Below are 16,852 nucleotides of genomic sequence, written 5' to 3'. Positions count from 1 at the left end.
GGAAAGCTCGGCCTTTGAAAGGATTCGATGATCGATACGTTGGTATAGTTCCGATCTGCACCAATATCCAGCGCATGATCGCGGCGCAAAGCAGCTTTCGCTGCCTGAGGGTCGATTCAGGGAAAGCATTCCTTCACAACCTGAGCGATGATCTCGGCGGAAAGCGGTTAGCCGGAGCTTCCAAGCGCGGTGTCGAGGCACTTGAGCAGACTTTCCTCGGTGAAGGGCTTGCCAAGATACCCCACCGCACCGGCCTTCATTGCATGAAGTCGCGTTCTCTCTTCCGGAAAAGCTGTAATGAAAATCGTGGGTATTTGAACGCCCCGATCGATCAGCCCACGTTGCAGGTCGATACCGTTCAATCCGGGCATCTGCACATCGGTGATCAGACAGGACGTATCGCCCACGCGATCCGATCCCAGGAACTCTTCAGCCGACGCAAAAGTCTCCGCCTGGTAACCAAGCGACCTCACGAGTCCCCTGGTGGACTCACGTATGGACTCGTCGTCGTCGACTATTGAGATCAAAGGTGCGCTCCGCATTCGAAATTCTCAATTCTCTAAATAAGCAAGTCGGAGTCATCGCGCCTTCATACGTTGGTGATAATTCAAGGCAAATAAGGCCGAGAATATTATACGTCAGTATAGATGCTATGCCCTGGTGCGTCGGATACCCAACATATCCGCCATCAGCACCAGATCGGCGAGCGAGTTTGCCTTCATTTTCCGCATAGCATTGCCGCGATGAACCTTCACGGTAATCTCGCTCACGCCCATTTCCGCCGCGACTTGCTTGTTCATGAGACCCGTGGTCACCAGCGCAATGACTTCTTGTTCGCGCGGCGTCAACGATTCGAACAGGAAACGAACGCCCGCAATTGTCATCTGGCTTTTCCGCTTGGCCTCATCCTTTTCGAGTGCAGTTTTCACGGCATCCAGCAGATCCTGATCCCGAAACGGCTTGGTGAGGAACTCGACGGCACCCGCCTTCATGGCTTTCACAGTCATGGCGATATCCCCATGGCCGGTGATGAATATGATCGGAACGTCGATGTTGGCCTTGTTTAATTCTTCCTGAAAATCGAGCCCACTCAATCCGGGCAACCTAACATCCACAACCAGGCACACGGCGGCGTCGGGAAGTTTCTCTACGAAAAACTCCGATGCAGAACCGAATGCTTTAACGCGCAAACCCACCGAGGAAAAAAGGCTTCTGAGGGACTCGCGCATGGACGCGTCGTCGTCAATCACGTAGACGGCCTTTTGCGCTTCCACTGTCTCTTTCACGTTCAACTCCTGCGTTTCTCCGCGGCCATCATGCGGCATTTAACTGATTAGCCGGAAGTTCAAGCCGAAATACCGATCCATACGGATAACCGGAGGAGACAGAGAGCTGTCCGCCGTGAGCCACCGCAATCGAGCGGCAGATCGAAAGTCCCATGCCTATTCCGTGCCTCTTTGTTGTGAAGAACGCTTCAAATATTTGACTTATAATACTCCTGTCGATCCCTGTTCCTGAGTCCTCTACCGTTACTATCAAGTTCGCAGACCCATTTCGCTCAGATCGCAGCTTTAAAACCCTGGGACGACTGCTCAAAGCTGCCATGGCGTCGATGCCGTTCAGTACCAAATTCAGCACGACTTGCTGCAGCTGGATTCGATCGACGAGAACTTCCGGCAGATTCTCGTTTAGTTCGGCTCGAACCATAATCCCTTTGTTCTCCAGTTCGGCATGAGCAAACACGAGAACTTCGCGAACGAGTCCATTTATATCGAGCAGCTCCCTTTCGCCGTCGCCCTTTACCAGCATCGTCCGGATGCCGTTGATCACCTGGCTTGCCCGATGCCCGTCATTCACGATCCGTCTGAAGCAGGCGCGCGCCTCTTCGAGATCCGGTTTGGCGTTCGCCAGCCAGCGAAGTCCCGCCGATCCGCCGGTGACAATGGCGCCCAGCGGCTGATTGATTTCATGCGCAATCGATGCCGTCATCTCGCCCATCGTGGTCAGCCGTGTGACCCGCGCGAGGTCCGATAGCGCGTCCCGCGAGGCAGCCTCTGCCCGTTTGCGACCTGTGACGTCGATCGCGGTAGCAAGGAAGAGAGGCGCCTCGGATTCATTGTCCTGCATCCTCGATACATAGGCGTGTACCCAGATCAGAGCGCCATCCTTGCGCTTGTACCGCTGTACCGATTCGTAACTTTGCTGTTTGCCTTCGTGAACCTGCTCAAAAAGCAATTTCAGTGATTCACGCTCCTCCTCTGCGCTGAGATCGAGCGGAGTAAGCCCATGGAGTTGTTCGTCCGTTCGACCAAACATTTTTTGAAAGGCCGTATTAGTGGCCTGAAATCGGAAATTGCGGTCAGCCAGGGCGATACCTACTGTCGACATCTCAAAAACGGATCGCCAGCGCTCCTCACTTTCTCTCAACCATTTTTCGGCGCGCCTGCGTGCAAGCATTTGTACCAGCAGTGCCGTGATCATGATCGCCTGCAGCAGGATTACAAAAATGGTTGCAAGCACCAGGTTGCGGTGTTCTTCCCAGATTGTCGGCTGTCTGAAGGACACGAGCGTACTCTTGGGAATATTCCTCTCCGGAATATGCCATCGCAGCAATTGCCGGGCATCGACCTGAAATTTGCGATTCTCGCTGGATCTCGGGGCGAGCATAGCCGGGTCCCTGCCAGCAAGAATCTCCAACGCCATATCAGCCGCGTCAGCACCCATGGATTCGAACGAACTCATGTGGCCGCCCACGATTCCCCGGCCGAGATAAGTATCGGAAGGACCGTAAACGGGAGCGCTAGCGGCAGTAGCAAGGGCCTCCACAACAAGCGCCGGCACAAATGGCCGTCCCGTGCCGTCGCCGTAAACCGTTATGAAAATCACAATCGTGTCACGCGACAAATGCGAGGCGCGCTCGAGCAGCGTTTCGTAGGGAAGTCCAACCCAATATTCGATATTGAAACTGTGCTCGTAAGGTTCGATTCCTGTTCGAAGCGACTTTAACCAGCCCTGATCAATCTCCGAGGAACCGGAAACGATTATGAGATTGCGCGCGTCAGGCTGAAGTTGCTGCGCTAAGGCAATCGTTTTATTGGCGTCAAATTCGCTGAATACGCCTGTAACATTTGCAGGTCTATCGGCGGCCATAGCGACCTCGGGCCGCGCGCAGCAAAAGACAATTGGAACATTCGGAGCGATGATGCTGCGGTATTTAAGTAAGAAGTGCTCAGCCTCCGAGTTCAATGCCACTATGAGATCGAGCGGCTTGCTTGCGTATTTATCGGCCAGATGGTGAGCCGACCGAAGTTCGTCCGCCTCAGTGGGAAACCGGGCGAGATCCAGAAAATCGGTGTAGATATCGAGCTTCGAGGGAGACTTTTCGACCAGCCGTTTCCTCATCCCGGCCCCAGCTTCTGCCGTAGAAGGATGGACATCATCGTAGGGGTAAAGCAAAAGAACACGCCGCTGGTAGTTTTGGGCGTTGACCGCACAATTACCCAGAACGAGCGCTACCGCTGCGCCGAACATGACAGATCTGGATAAAGAACGAATCTGCGCCACCCCACCGCTCCGACGCTGCTTAGCGTTTACCCTCGGATTGCGGATCGTATCCCAGGTTCCGAACTACAGCCAACTCTAAGGAGCTGACTGTAAGATTTCTGAATCAAACCAAGGGAGCTTTCGTGAGCAGCGAAGCCGTTGAATTTGCTAACGAAACAAGAACAGCCTGAACTGCGGCGGAGCGTGGCCGGCAATATGGCGCCTTGGCTCAGCTATATCGTCCCCTTCTGACTGCCTGCACATAACCGCGCCAGAAGAGACCGTTGCAAATTCCATCGCGGGCATTTCATCGGGGCTCGCCGCGATCGTAGATCCGCTTACTTATGGATCAACGGTGGGGACGCAGCACTCGCCGGCGCCGGCGGCGCATCCGAGATTGCGAAGGTCAGCCAGGTATTCCAGCCTTGGGGTCGGTTTTTGGCTTCGAACTCGAAATACGACTTCAAGCCAAGGAACCCCTGCTTTCCGGCAATCGGGAAAATGTATCCCAATTGGGGGCCGACCGAGAAAACCCGCGACTCGAACGCACCAAGCTTGTCGCCAGCGCCGCTGTCGGCCGTGAGCTGGTCATAGGCATAACCGACGAGGCCGATGAAAAACTGCTTGGACAGGAATTGCGACGCGCCCCAATCCAGATGGAAATCGACGCCGCTCTGATATTGGGTGGTCGGGTTCATGAAATTATAGGTAAACCCCGCGACCGCCGAAAACTCACGCCCTGTCGCCGGATTGAAGTACGTATACCCGCCGCCGGCATCGATGGCGCCGTGCCCTAACCCGAGGTTGGACACGCTCGTCGAGCTATAATCGCCGACCGGAATGTCGCCGGTGATGTAGGTCATGAAGTTGTTGACCCCCATATTCCACTTCAACGAAGCAAGCGGATAGAGGTCTCCGACACCCGTCGTGGTATCGCCGATATTGGCGGTTCGTATCACAGTGAAGGGAGGCAACGAAGCCGTCACCGTTCCGTTGATGTTGGCCGTGGTGGTGCCCACGATCGTTCCCATTTGCACCGCCAACTGGCCACCGAGAACAGGCGTCGCAAACGTATAACTGGGAACGATGACCGCCAGATCAGCGGTAGCATGCAAACTCGCATTGAGACTGACAGTCACCGAGGGACTAAATCTGCCGATCTGAATTTCGCGCGCAGCAGCGACATCCGCACCGGCGTTGACGGTCGTATGATAGTAAACCGACGCAACTGCCCATCCCGGTGTGCCCGGCACCGCCGACAGACTTCCATATGTGCCCGGAAGCCAGAAGCTGGTGCCGCTTTCATCGGCCAGCGCGACCGACGCGGTCGTCGCGAAAATGCCAGCACAGAACAGCGCCACGGACGATCGCAGCAGCCCTCTCTTGCGCGTGAAGATGTTGCCCGTAAAATTCGAATTGATACGCTGCATCGAACTGTCCCCCGATCGATCGGTGGGTGCATGTTAGTGGTTTTGCATCGGGTGTCAGTCAGATTCGTCAACGCCTGCAACGAACTCCGTCGCATTGATGCAAAGAGGACACGGTCAACGCTTCAACTCACGCAACGCGTTGGTGTAGTATGCGGAGCAGCCTCCGAAATTTCGGAGGGCCTCCGAAATTTCGGAGTTCTTATTTTGACCCGCGTGCTACCTCTCGCGGGAGGTTGGACCGCCCGTCACATGAGCGCGTCGAGTCCCAGGGTATTCTCCATGCAAATCGTGCGTACACATCACCGTCGGCAACGGTTTCTGATTTAACCGGCGGATCCTTTGGAAACGTGTATCGTCCGGTTGCGGTGGTCCGCTTCTTGCGAAGCAATTAAGTCCGCGGCGTCGAACGACAGCGGATTGGGAAAATGGGTAAAGCGTCTAGGATCAAAAGCAGCCTTTTCGCGACCGCAATAATCACGGTCTCTCTCGCACTAGGCGGCGCGAGTCTCATCGATAGTCCACACAACTGATGGAGCAACCCGGTCTTGCAACGGTTTGCGGCGAGTACCTACGGTGAGATTTAACAGACGTTCCCTTGGTGCGCCGCTGCTCATGCTGGTCATCGCCTGCGGCTCTTGCGGAATCCGTCCACCGCAAGGCGCGCTGATCCCGGTCACGACAACTGTGGAAGGAACTTCTCGCATTCCTATTTTTGTCGCGACCACACGCCAACGTTCGACCGATTCCGGCGAGATGTTCAGCGGCGAACGCTCCGCCGAAATGTCCTATGCCGCAATCACCGTTTCGATTCCGCCCGATGCGGCTAGGAAAATCGGCGAGGTTCAATGGCCCACGACCATTCCCGGAGATCCGCGAACGAGCTTCGTCACCGTCTCGGCTGAGTACATCGAAAAGCAAGCGTTTACTTTGTCGATCGCCGCGATGATGAAGCGGACCGGCCGAACCAAGGTGTTGGTGTTCGTTCATGGATTCAACAATCGCTTCGATGAAGCGGTCTATCGATTTGCCCAGATTGTCCACGACTCGAAAGTCCAGGTCATTCCCGTCCTGTTTACGTGGCCATCGCGCGGCGAGGTCCGTTTGCGCACCTACAATTACGACCGGGAGAGTGCGAACTATTCGCGCGATGCGCTCGAAAGTCTGCTTGGAACGCTGACAGGTTATCCGGCTGTCACCGAGGTGAACCTGCTGGCCCATTCCATGGGCAATTGGATCGCCCTTGAAGCGCTGCGCGGAAGGTCGATACGCGGTGGACAAACCACAGCGTCGATCAGAGCCGACAAACTCACGAATGCCATGCTGGTCGCTCCTGACGTGGACGTCGATGTGTTTCGCGCGCAGATTCAAAGGATGGGCACCGCCCGGCCCCGCATTGCCCTTTTTGTGTCGCAGGACGATTCAGCCCTCAGATTATCCAGAAACCTGGCGGATGATGCGCCTCGCCTAGGCAACATCGATCCTACCCAGGAACCATATCGAAGCGAGCTTGAACGCGACAAGATACTTGTGTTCGACCTGACACACCTTGCGACCGCGGGCGACGACGCCCACGATCGGGCTTTTGACGACGTGACTTCTGTCATGGGCATGATCAGGCAGCGCCTAAGCGCGGGTCAGGCCATGACCGAGCATAGTGCCAGTTTGAGCGATCAACTGCCGGACGTGACCGCATTGGGCAAATAGCCCGACGCGGGCACGCAACATCTGTGGTCACACAACAAAAAGCCCCGGATGAAGCCGGGGCTTGAGTTTATCGGGAGAACAGACAAAATCAATAACGGGCGACGACCGAGCCGTTAAAACCTATAGTTCACGCGCAAGGTGAGCATGTTTACGTTTTGATTGACCTGATTAACGATCGCCGCGGCGGGCGCAGGGACGGAGAAGGAGTTGTTGGCGTTGCCCATGAACAGGTAATCGTACTCGATGCCGGCCGACCAGTTCGGCGTGAAGCCGTACTCAAATCCGACGCCGACGGTCGCGCCCCAGCGGGTAGCTTTAGCAGAGTCGACCTGTACGCCGCCAATGTTCGTGAGCTGATCGTATTTATTGATCGTCACCGCTACGCCGCCCTTCACGTAGAGCAACGCCGCGTTCATGGCATACCCGACCTGGCCGGTGAAGAGGCCAAGACCGCTGACGGTGGTGCGATCGGACAAGGCCGGGTTGACGACGCTGATGTGCGAACTGCGCAACGTGGCCCAGTCGCCCTGAGCTTCTAGTCCGAACACAAAGCCGCCCGCCTGCCAGCGGTAACCCATCTGGCCGCCGAGAATGCCTCCAGCCATGTTATTGCAACCATCGGGGATCACCGTGCCGCCTACCGGCACAAAACCCCAGCAATTGTGACTGTTGCCGTATCCGCCGTTGCCGCCGATATAGAAACCGGTCCAGTCGTAGACCAATACAACCGCCGCGGGCGCTACGGGCGGCGGGGCGTATACTCTTTGCGGCAGATCGGCGGCCTGCGCTACCAGCGAAGTCGCCAGCAGCGCTGTTGCGACTGTCGTCGATACCAAGATCTTTTTCATTTGGCCGTCTCCCAAACATTTCGAATAAGTGTTCAGTTATCTCGCAACAACGTTCTTGAGTTCTGTACCTCTATAGCGGCCGGGAAAAAACAGTAGTTGGAGCGGGTAGCGCACAAAGAAAACGTCGGTGACAAAACGGACACAGACAGGTTTAAGAATCTCGAATTTCTCCAAAAATTCGGAGAATTTCTCCGAAACTCCGTAGGCTCTCCAAAACTTTGGAGAGCGATACATCAGTGTAAAATCACAGCTTTCCGTGCTCATTCGTCTACCAATAACGTGACGAGCCTGTCCGTCGATACAAAACCTTACCGAACTTCATCCTGATTCGGCTTCGCACGTTACAGACGGCGCCGCATTTCGCGACTATCTATCGTTTGACTGCCGCATGAAAACCGCGAACATCACGCAAACGCCAATGATCGCGGCACTGGCTATCGACAGCACGACAACGCAAACATTGCATCCCCGAGGTGACGGACGCGCCGATTTCATCAGAGACGACGATGCCAAACATGCTCGATCCTGAGTCAATGCGTCGCCATCGCCTCAATTTTGCCGAGCGCGTCTCCGCAAGCTTTTGAGGCCGTCGATTTGTTCGCGAACAGGCAGGCTGCAACCCGTCCCTCGCCTGGTTGCGTCTTGCCGCAGACGCCGCTGATCTCCGCCTTGCAGGCGGTGACGGCCTCTTTCAGATTATCCGCGGAAAGCTGCACGTCAGCCGCGGCCTGCTCCAGATCGTAGGCACATTTTGCGCTTATTTTGTCTTCATAGGCGTGCATGCAGTAAAGCAGGCGCCCTTCACCCGGTGTGACGTCGCTGCAGTGCTTCTTGATATCGTCAGCGCAGGAATTCTCCAGTTTTGCGGCCTCGCCGGCCAGCTTCGCCTGGATCGCCTTGGGGATATCCGTTTGCGCGGATACTGAACTTACCGGCAAGACGGCCAGCAAGGACAAAACTCCGAAGCTGGCTAGTAAATGCATCGTGCGTATCATTGGTCGTCCTCTGATTACTGCCTCCGAATCTTGGCCGCCGCTTCGTTGAAGCGCAGCCGCGCAGGGAGCTACTGCGGATTCTATCGACGCCCCGTTCACCGCGCCAACGCTAGCGTGAGACCGGAAACACCAACGGACAGATTGACCCCGACCGATCCTTCAACTGACAGGGGTTGCAGGGCGATCGAACGGCCGGTGCCACCGAACAGAAGATTGGCGCCCACGCCAACGCCGGCGCTGACCGAGCCACTTGCCCCGACATAGGTGCCGGCAAGTCCGCCATACATCGGACCTGCCGTCGGCGCGAGCACACCCCACGCCAACGCCCCACCCGCGGTGATACCGATATCAAGGCCGATCGTGTTCATGACACCGATATAGGCCTCTGGCGGGTAAGGACCGTTTGGTTGAAACTGGCAAGCCATCCGCTGCTGTGAGCCGAAGATCAAGCCGATCGACGGCGCCATCCGGCAGGTGAGCGAACCGACGCTGGTCCCCGGCGTTTGTGCACCCGCCGGCGAGCTCAGTGCCGTGGCGAATGCCAGCAGCAACAGCACGGTGAGATATTTTGACATGTCGGGGTTTCCTGCCTTGAGTCGTGTTCAATCCGTCGGACGCAAGCCTCTTGATTGCCTGCTTCGCAAGAAGCAGGCCAACTCGCGACACGTGCGAAGCTGTGAGGAAATGACCGTCGAAACAGCGGCATAGAATTTTCGAATGCGCTGACGACGCCCTCGGTCCGCTTGGAGTTCTCCGATATTTCGGAGCATCTCCGAAATATCGGAGGAACAGCGTTAAGCCGAGCGTCTCGTCGCACGCGTTTATCGCGATGTTTCTTCTGTCCATTTCTTACGCGCACGCGACTTTGTGTCATGGCCCGCTTCTTGCTGACCAATTGTCTTCAAGGTGAGCAATTAGTCATAACGTCGGGGAGCAGAATATGCGCACGTTTTTGATATTCGCATCGGTTGTCGCCGCCTTCGCAGCAACAATGGCCGTGGAGACGACAGAGGCCAACGCAGTGACCTGTGTGGCGGGCGTTTATCGTACTGGTTGCGCTGGACCGAGAGGCGCTGTGGTGGTGACGCACCCACCGGTCACGGTTTGCCACTATGTCGTCGTGAACGGCGTGCGCGTTCACCGCTGCGGATAACCGCCCCTGGGGTGACGGCGACGCAAGTCGACCAACTGCAAAGAGGTAACTGAAGTTGAAATCGGACCGCACGCTTTTCGACGTCAACCGACGCGCGATGCTGTCGGCACTTGCCGCGCTTCCGGCGTTACCGATGCTCCTCCCCGGCTCCGCGCAGGCGCAAAGCGGTACGGGTACCCTTCCCCTAGCTCCGGTAGCACCGGTGCCGATCGCCGATCCGCTGCCAGCCTGGAACGATACCGCATCCAAAAATGCCATTTTCAATTTCGTCGAGCGGGTGACTAGGCAAAGCTCACCCGACTTCGTGCCCGAAGGCGATCGTATCGCCACTTTCGACAATGACGGCACGTTGTGGGGCGAACAACCGATGTGTTTCCAACTCCTGTTCGCGCTCGACCGCGTCAAGGTGTTGGCGCCGAAGGATTCGGAGTGGAAGACTGAGGAACCCTTTGCCTCGTTGCTGAAAGGCGACCTCAAGGGTGCGCTCGCCGGCGGCGAACCAGCCATCTTCAAGCTTGTCGTGGCGACGCATTCAGGCATGACCGTCGACGAATTCAACGATATTGCCCGCGACTGGCTCGCCACCGCCAGGCATCCCATCACCAAGCGGCTCTATACGGAAATGGTCTATCAGCCGATGCTGGAGCTACTCGCCTATTTGCGAGCGAACGCATTCAAGACCTTCATCGTCTCCGGCGGCGGCATCGATTTCATCCGCATCTTCTCCGAGCGGGTCTACGGCATTCCGACGCAGCAGGTCGTTGGCAGCAGCGGCAAGACTAAATTCGAGTTGCAGAACGGCAAGTGGGTGCTAACGCGCCTGCCCGAGGTCGACTTTATCAAGGATGGTCCGGGCAAACCGGCAGGCATCAATGCGCATATCGGCCGCTGTCCGATAGCGGCCTTTGGCAATTCCGATGGCGACATGCAGATGCTGCAATATACCACGAGCGGCAGCGGCGCCCGCTTCGGCCTGATCGTGCACCACACCGACGCCGAACGGGAATGGGCCTACGACCGCACGTCTTCTATCGGCAAACTCGACAAGGCGCTCGACGCCGCACCGGCCGCTGGCTAGACCGTTGTCGACATGAAGAACGACTGGAAAACGATATTTCCGTTTGGCAGCAAGTGACCGCGCAGACGAGCTTTCTGCCAACCGTGCCACTGAAACGGCGGCGGATCAGGGAGTGACAGGCATGCTGCGCCGCCGCGAATTTGTTTTTGGTTTTGGAGCATTGCTGGCGAACGTTGATCGCTCGTTTGCCCAAGGCGTCGCCGCTATCAAGGCGATGAAGCCTGGAGATTTCATATGGCGGCCCGAACTATCTCCGAACGGCCCGGTCGTGATCGTCGTCTCGCTGCCACTTCAACTGGTTCATGTCTATCGAAACGGGCTCGCGATTGCGGTCTCGACCTGCTCCACGGGAGCTCCCGGGCATGTAACGCCGACGGGGGTCTTTACGATCCTGCAAAAACGCGAAGAACACTATTCCAGCACCTATAACAACGCGCCGATGCCGAATATGCAGCGGCTGACTTGGCGCGGTATCGCTCTGCATGCCGGCCATCTTCCGGGCTATCCCGCCTCGAAAGGCTGCATTCGATTGCCGGTTGAGTTTTCCCGGATGCTGTTTTCAATCACCGGGCTTGGCACATCGGTGATCATTGCCGATAAAACAAGCGCCCATAACATGGTCGTGCAACCCGGACTCGTCCTGCCGAACGATGTCGCGGAGGATGCGAAAGCGGCCAATACCAAAGCTGCTCAGGCGCAAACCCGTGCAAAGAAAGGATTATCCCAACGTATTGCTGCGTCTATTCTGGTGTCTGGCGCTGACCGCAGAGCGTATCTCCTTAAAGACGGCGCTGTTACTTTTCAGACGCCGATCAGCATATTCGATGAAAACAAGCCGCTTGGCACGCATCTGTACTCACTTATCGGCCCCTCCCCGGACGGTCATTCGCTGAAGTGGAACTCGTTCGATCTCGGTGGCGATCCCGAGAGCAGCACCACGGTCGATCTCTGGTCAGATCCCGTCTTGGGAAGAATCGAATACCTTGATGGCGCTGGCGTTAAGCAAGTTGCCGCCACGCTGCTTCCGGGCACGACCATGGTCGTGACCGATTTTGCAGCGAGCGCGGAAACCCGTACAGGACCGGATTTCACCGTTATCGCTGAGGACCGCGCGATAAAGGGAAAGCGCGTGAAAAGCTGATCCGACGTAGTTCAATTTCGTATACAGGGGGATCTGCATGATTAGAAAAGCGATCTTTTGCATACTGGCTTCAGACAGCAGCTTGCCACGCTAAATCAATCGGCGGGGCCAGTGTCGCGGTTTGGTCAGAACCTTTGCCTGAATCCGAGCGAGACGCCGGTACTACTCGGTTCGCCATCTTTCCAGTTACGCATGACTTTCGCCGAGATCGAACTCTGCGTATCTAGATTGAAGGTGAGACCAGTAGCGATCTGAGGCGTGTTGTAATTGTCGTTGCGATCGAACGAATCCCGAAATCGATAGGAAATGGCGTTCCAGGTTATCGCCTGACTTAGCTTGAAATCGGCTGCGATGCGCAGAACGTAATATGGAAAGTCGGTGCCCGGCTTTTGGCGCCAATGCTCACCAATTCCCGCACTGCCGGTCACCGAAAAACCCGGGTCGAGCAGCATACGATAACCAATCGTTGCTTCAAGATTTTGGCTGGTCTGGTCACTAAAGGTCGTGTCGGTGTATTGAAATGAGCCTCCGAAGATCAGGCCGTTATCAAAGGTGTATGCTCCGTTGAGTTCGTATTTCATGTCCTTGGGATCGCCAAAATTGCCCAGATCGCGATCGGATGTGATGCCCACACCGATGGAGCCGCTTTCAGCAGCGGCATCGGAGGCGACAACCAGAATCGCTGCGGCAACAAGCATCCCCGCTGTCACATGCTTCATGGCACGATCTCTGCGCAGAGAACCATTTAAGTCCCAGCCCCCGGCGAGAAAAAAGGATGACGACCGGAGAGTGCTGGAAGATGCCCGCCAACACGACCAGACGGCGATAAAGCGTCCATTCCTTCAATATCGAGGCCGGCGCGACGCAGGCTAGCCCCGATCAGTGAAGAGTCTCCAGAGGTTACCATCTCCCAGACGGAGGGAGATGCCGCGAAGGGCAAAATACGGAATCAGGATCAGCAGCATGAGTATCCCTACTGCGAAGGCTTCCGTTAATGTGCCCCCTGCTATCTCGCTTAGTACCGCTCGACCGACCTTTCCGTGAAAATAGCCAACAATCATCTCCTCGATCACGGAGAGGGTGATAAGAAGCACGACGAACAGAAACGACGTTTTGAGGATGCCGGCGAGTAGAGAGTCGGCACGGTTCTGATTTTCGCCGATCTTGAGCGCCTGCATTATTAGAACAAACTTGCCGAGAACGAGGGCTTTCACAATGGCCAAACCAAATAGCGAGGTGAACTCGATCCCGTGACCACGAAGGATGGCTGCTTTATAAAAGATCAGGGAACCGAAACAGACATATAGATAGGCAGAGATTACGAAGTACTCGGTCAATTCGCGGCGCAAACGCTGTACGAGTGTCGGAGCGGCCGAAGGTTCATTCGATTTTGTTCGATCGTGGGTCTCGGACGAGACACGCGGCGATACCGATTGGAAGAGCTGTGAGAAAGCGGCTACGGAACTTGCCTCTGTCCAATCGGGCATTCCCTTTGTCCAAACCAGACGCGATTGGCCTCCCACGATCCTGATCTGACTGGATATGTCCTCCAGCGTAGTCGGACCGATCGTAACATCGTTGTCAATATGGTACCACGCTTGGGCCTTCATGAATTTGCTCTCCTCAGCGCGCATAGCGCAGTCACGCACGGGCGCGGCTCGGCGCTGTAGAACCCGGTTAGTGGATAGTGTGCCATTTACGCGCGTTCGCTTGACGAGGACATGTTTCAACGTGCCGTCTGTCCGATGGCGTGACGATATCTCGGAAGATAATGCGGCTGATAAGGAGCTATCCCTGATAAGCCGCTCCGGCTCGACAACCTTTGAGACGTTCCAACCGCACCCGCGAATGTCGACTAGGAGAGAAGATCAGAAGTAAGGGACGAAATCAAAACGAAGTAGTGCCCCGAGATTTCGGAGGCCCTACGAAATTTCGGAGATTAGCCAGCCCGTGAGTGCCTGGGCCGATCGTCTCACACCGCTGATCCTTCGAGCAATTCCCTTTGAACGCGATGCTTCGTGGGGTGGCCCGTTTCTTGCGATGAAAAATGGAGAAACTCTTGTCGGTAGGAGAGTGCTCGTGGCTTCGAGAGTCCAGCAACGCTGTAACAGGCCATCCATGCGCTCGGCGCTGTATATGACAAGTCTGTTTTTACTGGTGATTTTTGTCACCCGGTTGGCTCTACCGATGGCGATGGCGGAGGACGCATGGTATCCGGTACAAATCGACGTCTGGTCACCGCCGTTCAACGCTGAACATCAGCACGAACTACAGCAATACACGCCGCCCGGTCATGCAAGCCGAGCGTGGCGCATATGCGCTTCAATTCCGCACCTCAAAGACGACTATTGGTTGGCGGTCAATTTCGGTCTCGTCAACGAAGCCAAACGAATGGGCGTCGCGCTTAATCTCTACGAAGCAGGGGGATATGAGAATCTCGCAACACAACAAAGCCAAATCGCCGAATGCGTCACACAGAACAAGGCGGATGCCCTGATTATCGGTGCAATCTCAGCCGATGGATTGAACAGCGTCATTGCCGATTACAGCGCCAAAGGCATGCCTGTGATCGACTTGATCAACGGGATCAATTCGGACAAGATTGCCGCGCGGGTGGCCGCGGATTTCTATGACATGGGACTTGCCTCGGGAAAATACCTTACAGCTCTCCAGTCGGATAAGAAGGCAGCCAAGGTTGCGTGGTTTCCGGGTCCCGCCGGAGCGGCCTGGGTCGCCGCTGGTGATAAAGGGTTTCGAGCGGCACTCAATGGATCCTCACTATCTGTCATTGACGGGGGATTTGGCGACACCGGCATCGCCGCACAAACTCGCCTGATCGAAGCCGTGCTGGACAGTCACCCGGACATCGACTTTATCGCCGGGACAGCCGTTTCGGCTGAAGCAGCCGTACAGGTGCTACAGAAACGGAAACTGGAGCAACAGATCAAGGTGATCGCCTATTACTTCGGCCCGGGGGTCTATCGTGCCATCAAGCGGGGGGCGATTTTGGCAGCGCCGAGCGATAGTCAAGAAGTGCTGGCACGCATTTCGATCGATCAGGCGGTGCGCGCTCTGGAAAAGCAAAAAATGATCCAGCACCTTGGTGTCACCATCAAAATGGTAGATCTCAAATCGCTGTCGGAATTCGATCTGAATTCGAGCATTGCACCGGCCGGCTTCCGCCCGATTTTCAGCGTCGCGCCCTAAATCCGGATCGGACAAGCGTTGGCAGCGAGGATAACCAAGAGCAGTGTCTGGAAATCACATTTTCTGCCTCCCGCGATTGTATGCTTGGCAGGCTTGCTGGCGACGCTTGGCTTTAGCTATCTCGCCTACGCAAAGGCGGAGAAGGACTGGCGTATTCGCGTCGATCAAACCGCGGAACGACTTTCCAATACGCTTCTGTCATGGATGGAGGAAAGCTACGCGCCTGTGTCGGGGCTGGTGGCGTTGGTCGAGAACTCCAGCACGGTCGAACCTGGCGAATTCCTTAATGCCTTCGAGGGTATGCAATCTCGGTCGACCACGGTGCTGCTCGACGAGGCGAGCCTTCTTCGACTTAACCGTGACGGCCGATGGCAAGTGGCCATTTCATCAGACATGCTCGGTTATCCCGGCCGATATATCATGCTACCCGATGTCGCCGCGACGCTGTCGCTGGCGTCCGCGCGACCAAACCAGTTCATTCTCAGTCCGCCGTTCAAATCCGAGAGCGGCCGGGCGGTTTCAGCGATCGCGCTTTCCGCTTCCGTCGCCGAGGCGACAATCATTGTCGGGACGTTAAACTACGATACCCTACTGGACGGAATGCGCTCCGGACCGATTCCGAGGGGCATTTATCTAAAGCTAAGCGGACGCTTTCTTGGTCAACCTGACCTTAAGACCGTGGTCGCACTTCCAAACGGCCGACAATTTCAACACGTTTCAAATACCAGAGTGGCGACCGCTGGCGCCGATATAGAGATCTCATGGGCCGCGACGAGGGAATTCGATGGTGGTCCATCCTACGGAGTGGCGTTAGCCGGATTGCTCGGTGGTTTGGGTCTGACGATTGGCCTCACGCTGTTCATTGGCTTTTTGGTTCGACAGAACAGACAGATTGAGCGGAAGGTGAATGAAGCGACGCTTGCGTTGCGGCAGTCTTCCGAGAGACTTCAACGCATACTCGATGCCTCACCGGTAGGAGTAGCGATAACGACCGATAATGTTGCACGCTTTACCAATCCTCGAATGGAGGAAATGTTCGCGCTCCGAGTGGGATCCGACGTGCCTGATCTGTACGTTGTTCCCGGACAGCGAAAGGCGCTGCTAGATCAACTCGACCGCGAGGGTATCGTCCGGGACTTCGGCGTCCAGCTGCGCGGTCCTGATGGCGAGATACGCGACAGCCTCACCACTCTTATGCACATGGAATATGACGGGCAACAGGGAGTCTTGGCCTGGGTGGTGGATGTCACCGAACTAAAAAAGATTCAAACGGCCTTATCGGAAGCCAAGGTCGCCGCCGAGGACGCCACAAAGGTAAAGGCCGAGTTCCTGGCCAACATGAGCCACGAGATCCGTACTCCGATGAACGCCGTCATCGGTCTCGCGTATTTGTGTTTGAAAACAGACCTCAGCGCCAAGCAACGCGACTATGTCGGCAAGATTCACAATGCGGGTACTTCGCTGCTGTCAATCATCAACGATATTCTCGATTTCTCCAAAATCGAGGCCGGCAAGCTCGACATCGAGAATGTCACCTTCGAGATTGACTCGGTGATGAGCAACATTTCGACCATGGTCGCGCAGAAGATCCAGGACAAGGACCTAGAACTTCTGTTCAACATCTCACCTGACATCCCGCCTGCCCTTCTCGGCGATCCGCTGCGATTGGGACAGGTGTTCATCAATCTGCTTGGCAACGCGGTGAAGTTCACGGAGACAGGTGATATCTGCCTGATCGGCGAGTTGTTGGAGC

At 56.1% G+C, this 16,852-nt stretch carries 15 protein-coding genes; 6 read left to right on the top strand and 9 right to left on the bottom strand.

All coding sequences use genetic code 11. The annotated features are described in order from the left end of the window. Nucleotides 1-167: 167 nt before the first annotated feature. The 4 genes from E7813_RS21180 to E7813_RS21165 all read right to left on the bottom strand — a co-directional run bounded on the left by E7813_RS21180 (nt 168) and on the right by E7813_RS21165 (nt 4,973). The gene (locus tag E7813_RS21180; RefSeq protein ID WP_291577184.1) at nt 168-542 is read right to left on the bottom strand and encodes a response regulator; all 375 of its coding nucleotides are present in this window, start codon (nt 540-542) and stop codon (nt 168-170) included. A gap of 108 nt (nt 543-650) precedes the next feature. Further along, a complete protein-coding gene (locus E7813_RS21175; protein ID WP_291577182.1) occupies nt 651-1,286 on the bottom strand; it encodes a response regulator in 636 nt (211 codons plus the stop codon). A gap of 28 nt (nt 1,287-1,314) precedes the next feature. After that, complete coding sequence (locus E7813_RS21170; protein ID WP_291577181.1) at nt 1,315-3,564, bottom strand: ABC transporter substrate binding protein; 2,250 nt, start codon at nt 3,562-3,564, stop codon at nt 1,315-1,317. 317 nt (nt 3,565-3,881) lie between these two features. Beyond that, nucleotides 3,882-4,973 (bottom strand): transporter, encoded by a 1,092-nt coding sequence (locus E7813_RS21165; protein ID WP_291577179.1) that lies wholly within the window; start codon nt 4,971-4,973, stop codon nt 3,882-3,884. Nucleotides 4,974-5,585: 612 nt separating this feature from the next. Between E7813_RS21165 and E7813_RS21160 the strand changes: the two genes are divergently transcribed. Then, nucleotides 5,586-6,677, top strand: a complete 1,092-nt coding sequence (locus E7813_RS21160) for an alpha/beta hydrolase (protein ID WP_291577178.1) — start codon at nt 5,586-5,588, stop codon at nt 6,675-6,677. 113 nt (nt 6,678-6,790) lie between these two features. Here the strand turns inward: E7813_RS21160 and E7813_RS21155 are convergent, their stop codons facing one another. From E7813_RS21155 to E7813_RS21145, 3 genes are all read right to left on the bottom strand, one after another. Then, a complete protein-coding gene (locus E7813_RS21155) occupies nt 6,791-7,525 on the bottom strand; it encodes an outer membrane beta-barrel protein (RefSeq protein WP_291577177.1) in 735 nt (244 codons plus the stop codon). 530 nt (nt 7,526-8,055) lie between these two features. Beyond that, the gene (locus E7813_RS21150) at nt 8,056-8,520 is read right to left on the bottom strand and encodes a cysteine rich repeat-containing protein (protein ID WP_291577175.1); all 465 of its coding nucleotides are present in this window, start codon (nt 8,518-8,520) and stop codon (nt 8,056-8,058) included. A gap of 95 nt (nt 8,521-8,615) precedes the next feature. Next, entirely contained in the window at nt 8,616-9,095 is a 480-nt protein-coding gene (locus E7813_RS21145; protein ID WP_291577174.1) for a DUF992 domain-containing protein, read from the bottom strand. 365 nt (nt 9,096-9,460) lie between these two features. Here E7813_RS21145 and E7813_RS21140 point away from each other — a divergent pair, with 365 nt between their 5' ends. From E7813_RS21140 to E7813_RS21130, 3 genes are all read left to right on the top strand, one after another. After that, complete coding sequence (locus E7813_RS21140; RefSeq protein WP_291577173.1) at nt 9,461-9,673, top strand: hypothetical protein; 213 nt, start codon at nt 9,461-9,463, stop codon at nt 9,671-9,673. Nucleotides 9,674-9,728: 55 nt separating this feature from the next. Continuing rightward, nucleotides 9,729-10,751, top strand: coding sequence for an HAD family hydrolase (locus tag E7813_RS21135; protein ID WP_291577172.1), 1,023 nt, complete (start codon nt 9,729-9,731; stop codon nt 10,749-10,751). 121 nt (nt 10,752-10,872) lie between these two features. Beyond that, nucleotides 10,873-11,892, top strand: coding sequence for a L,D-transpeptidase (locus E7813_RS21130; RefSeq protein WP_291577171.1), 1,020 nt, complete (start codon nt 10,873-10,875; stop codon nt 11,890-11,892). A 125-nt stretch (nt 11,893-12,017) separates the two neighbouring features. Here E7813_RS21130 and E7813_RS21125 read toward each other — a convergent pair whose 3' ends face one another. Beyond that, nucleotides 12,018-12,611 (bottom strand): outer membrane beta-barrel protein, encoded by a 594-nt coding sequence (locus tag E7813_RS21125; protein WP_291577170.1) that lies wholly within the window; start codon nt 12,609-12,611, stop codon nt 12,018-12,020. A 150-nt stretch (nt 12,612-12,761) separates the two neighbouring features. After that, nucleotides 12,762-13,502, bottom strand: coding sequence for a DUF4339 domain-containing protein (locus E7813_RS21120; RefSeq protein WP_291577168.1), 741 nt, complete (start codon nt 13,500-13,502; stop codon nt 12,762-12,764). Between the two features lie 508 nt (nt 13,503-14,010). Here E7813_RS21120 and torT point away from each other — a divergent pair. Both torT and E7813_RS21110 read left to right on the top strand, forming a co-directional pair. Beyond that, nucleotides 14,011-15,099, top strand: a complete 1,089-nt coding sequence (gene torT, locus E7813_RS21115; RefSeq protein ID WP_291577166.1) for a TMAO reductase system periplasmic protein TorT — start codon at nt 14,011-14,013, stop codon at nt 15,097-15,099. Between the two features lie 84 nt (nt 15,100-15,183). Continuing rightward, a partial coding sequence (locus E7813_RS21110; protein ID WP_291577165.1) for a histidine kinase dimerization/phospho-acceptor domain-containing protein occupies nt 15,184-16,852 on the top strand: 1,669 nt, incomplete at its 3' end.

The sequence above is a fragment of the Bradyrhizobium sp. genome, from assembly GCF_004799405.1.
Classification (GTDB): Bacteria; Pseudomonadota; Alphaproteobacteria; order Rhizobiales; family Xanthobacteraceae; genus Bradyrhizobium.
This window is presented reverse-complemented; position numbering and strand designations above follow the sequence as displayed.

What these genes read in the sequence shown, in the direction of transcription:
- E7813_RS21120 (WP_291577168.1), bottom strand. Translation starts at nt 13,502, where the DNA reads ATGAAGGCCCAAGCGTGGTACCATATTGACAACGATGTTACGATCGGT.
- E7813_RS21180 (WP_291577184.1), bottom strand. Translation starts at nt 542, where the DNA reads ATGCGGAGCGCACCTTTGATCTCAATAGTCGACGACGACGAGTCCATA.
- E7813_RS21150 (WP_291577175.1), bottom strand. Translation starts at nt 8,520, where the DNA reads ATGATACGCACGATGCATTTACTAGCCAGCTTCGGAGTTTTGTCCTTG.
- E7813_RS21165 (WP_291577179.1), bottom strand. Translation starts at nt 4,973, where the DNA reads ATGCAGCGTATCAATTCGAATTTTACGGGCAACATCTTCACGCGCAAG.
- torT (WP_291577166.1), top strand. Translation starts at nt 14,011, where the DNA reads ATGCGCTCGGCGCTGTATATGACAAGTCTGTTTTTACTGGTGATTTTT.
- E7813_RS21160 (WP_291577178.1), top strand. Translation starts at nt 5,586, where the DNA reads ATGCTGGTCATCGCCTGCGGCTCTTGCGGAATCCGTCCACCGCAAGGC.
- E7813_RS21130 (WP_291577171.1), top strand. Translation starts at nt 10,873, where the DNA reads ATGCTGCGCCGCCGCGAATTTGTTTTTGGTTTTGGAGCATTGCTGGCG.
- E7813_RS21155 (WP_291577177.1), bottom strand. Translation starts at nt 7,525, where the DNA reads ATGAAAAAGATCTTGGTATCGACGACAGTCGCAACAGCGCTGCTGGCG.
- E7813_RS21140 (WP_291577173.1), top strand. Translation starts at nt 9,461, where the DNA reads ATGCGCACGTTTTTGATATTCGCATCGGTTGTCGCCGCCTTCGCAGCA.
- E7813_RS21145 (WP_291577174.1), bottom strand. Translation starts at nt 9,095, where the DNA reads ATGTCAAAATATCTCACCGTGCTGTTGCTGCTGGCATTCGCCACGGCA.
- E7813_RS21125 (WP_291577170.1), bottom strand. Translation starts at nt 12,611, where the DNA reads ATGAAGCATGTGACAGCGGGGATGCTTGTTGCCGCAGCGATTCTGGTT.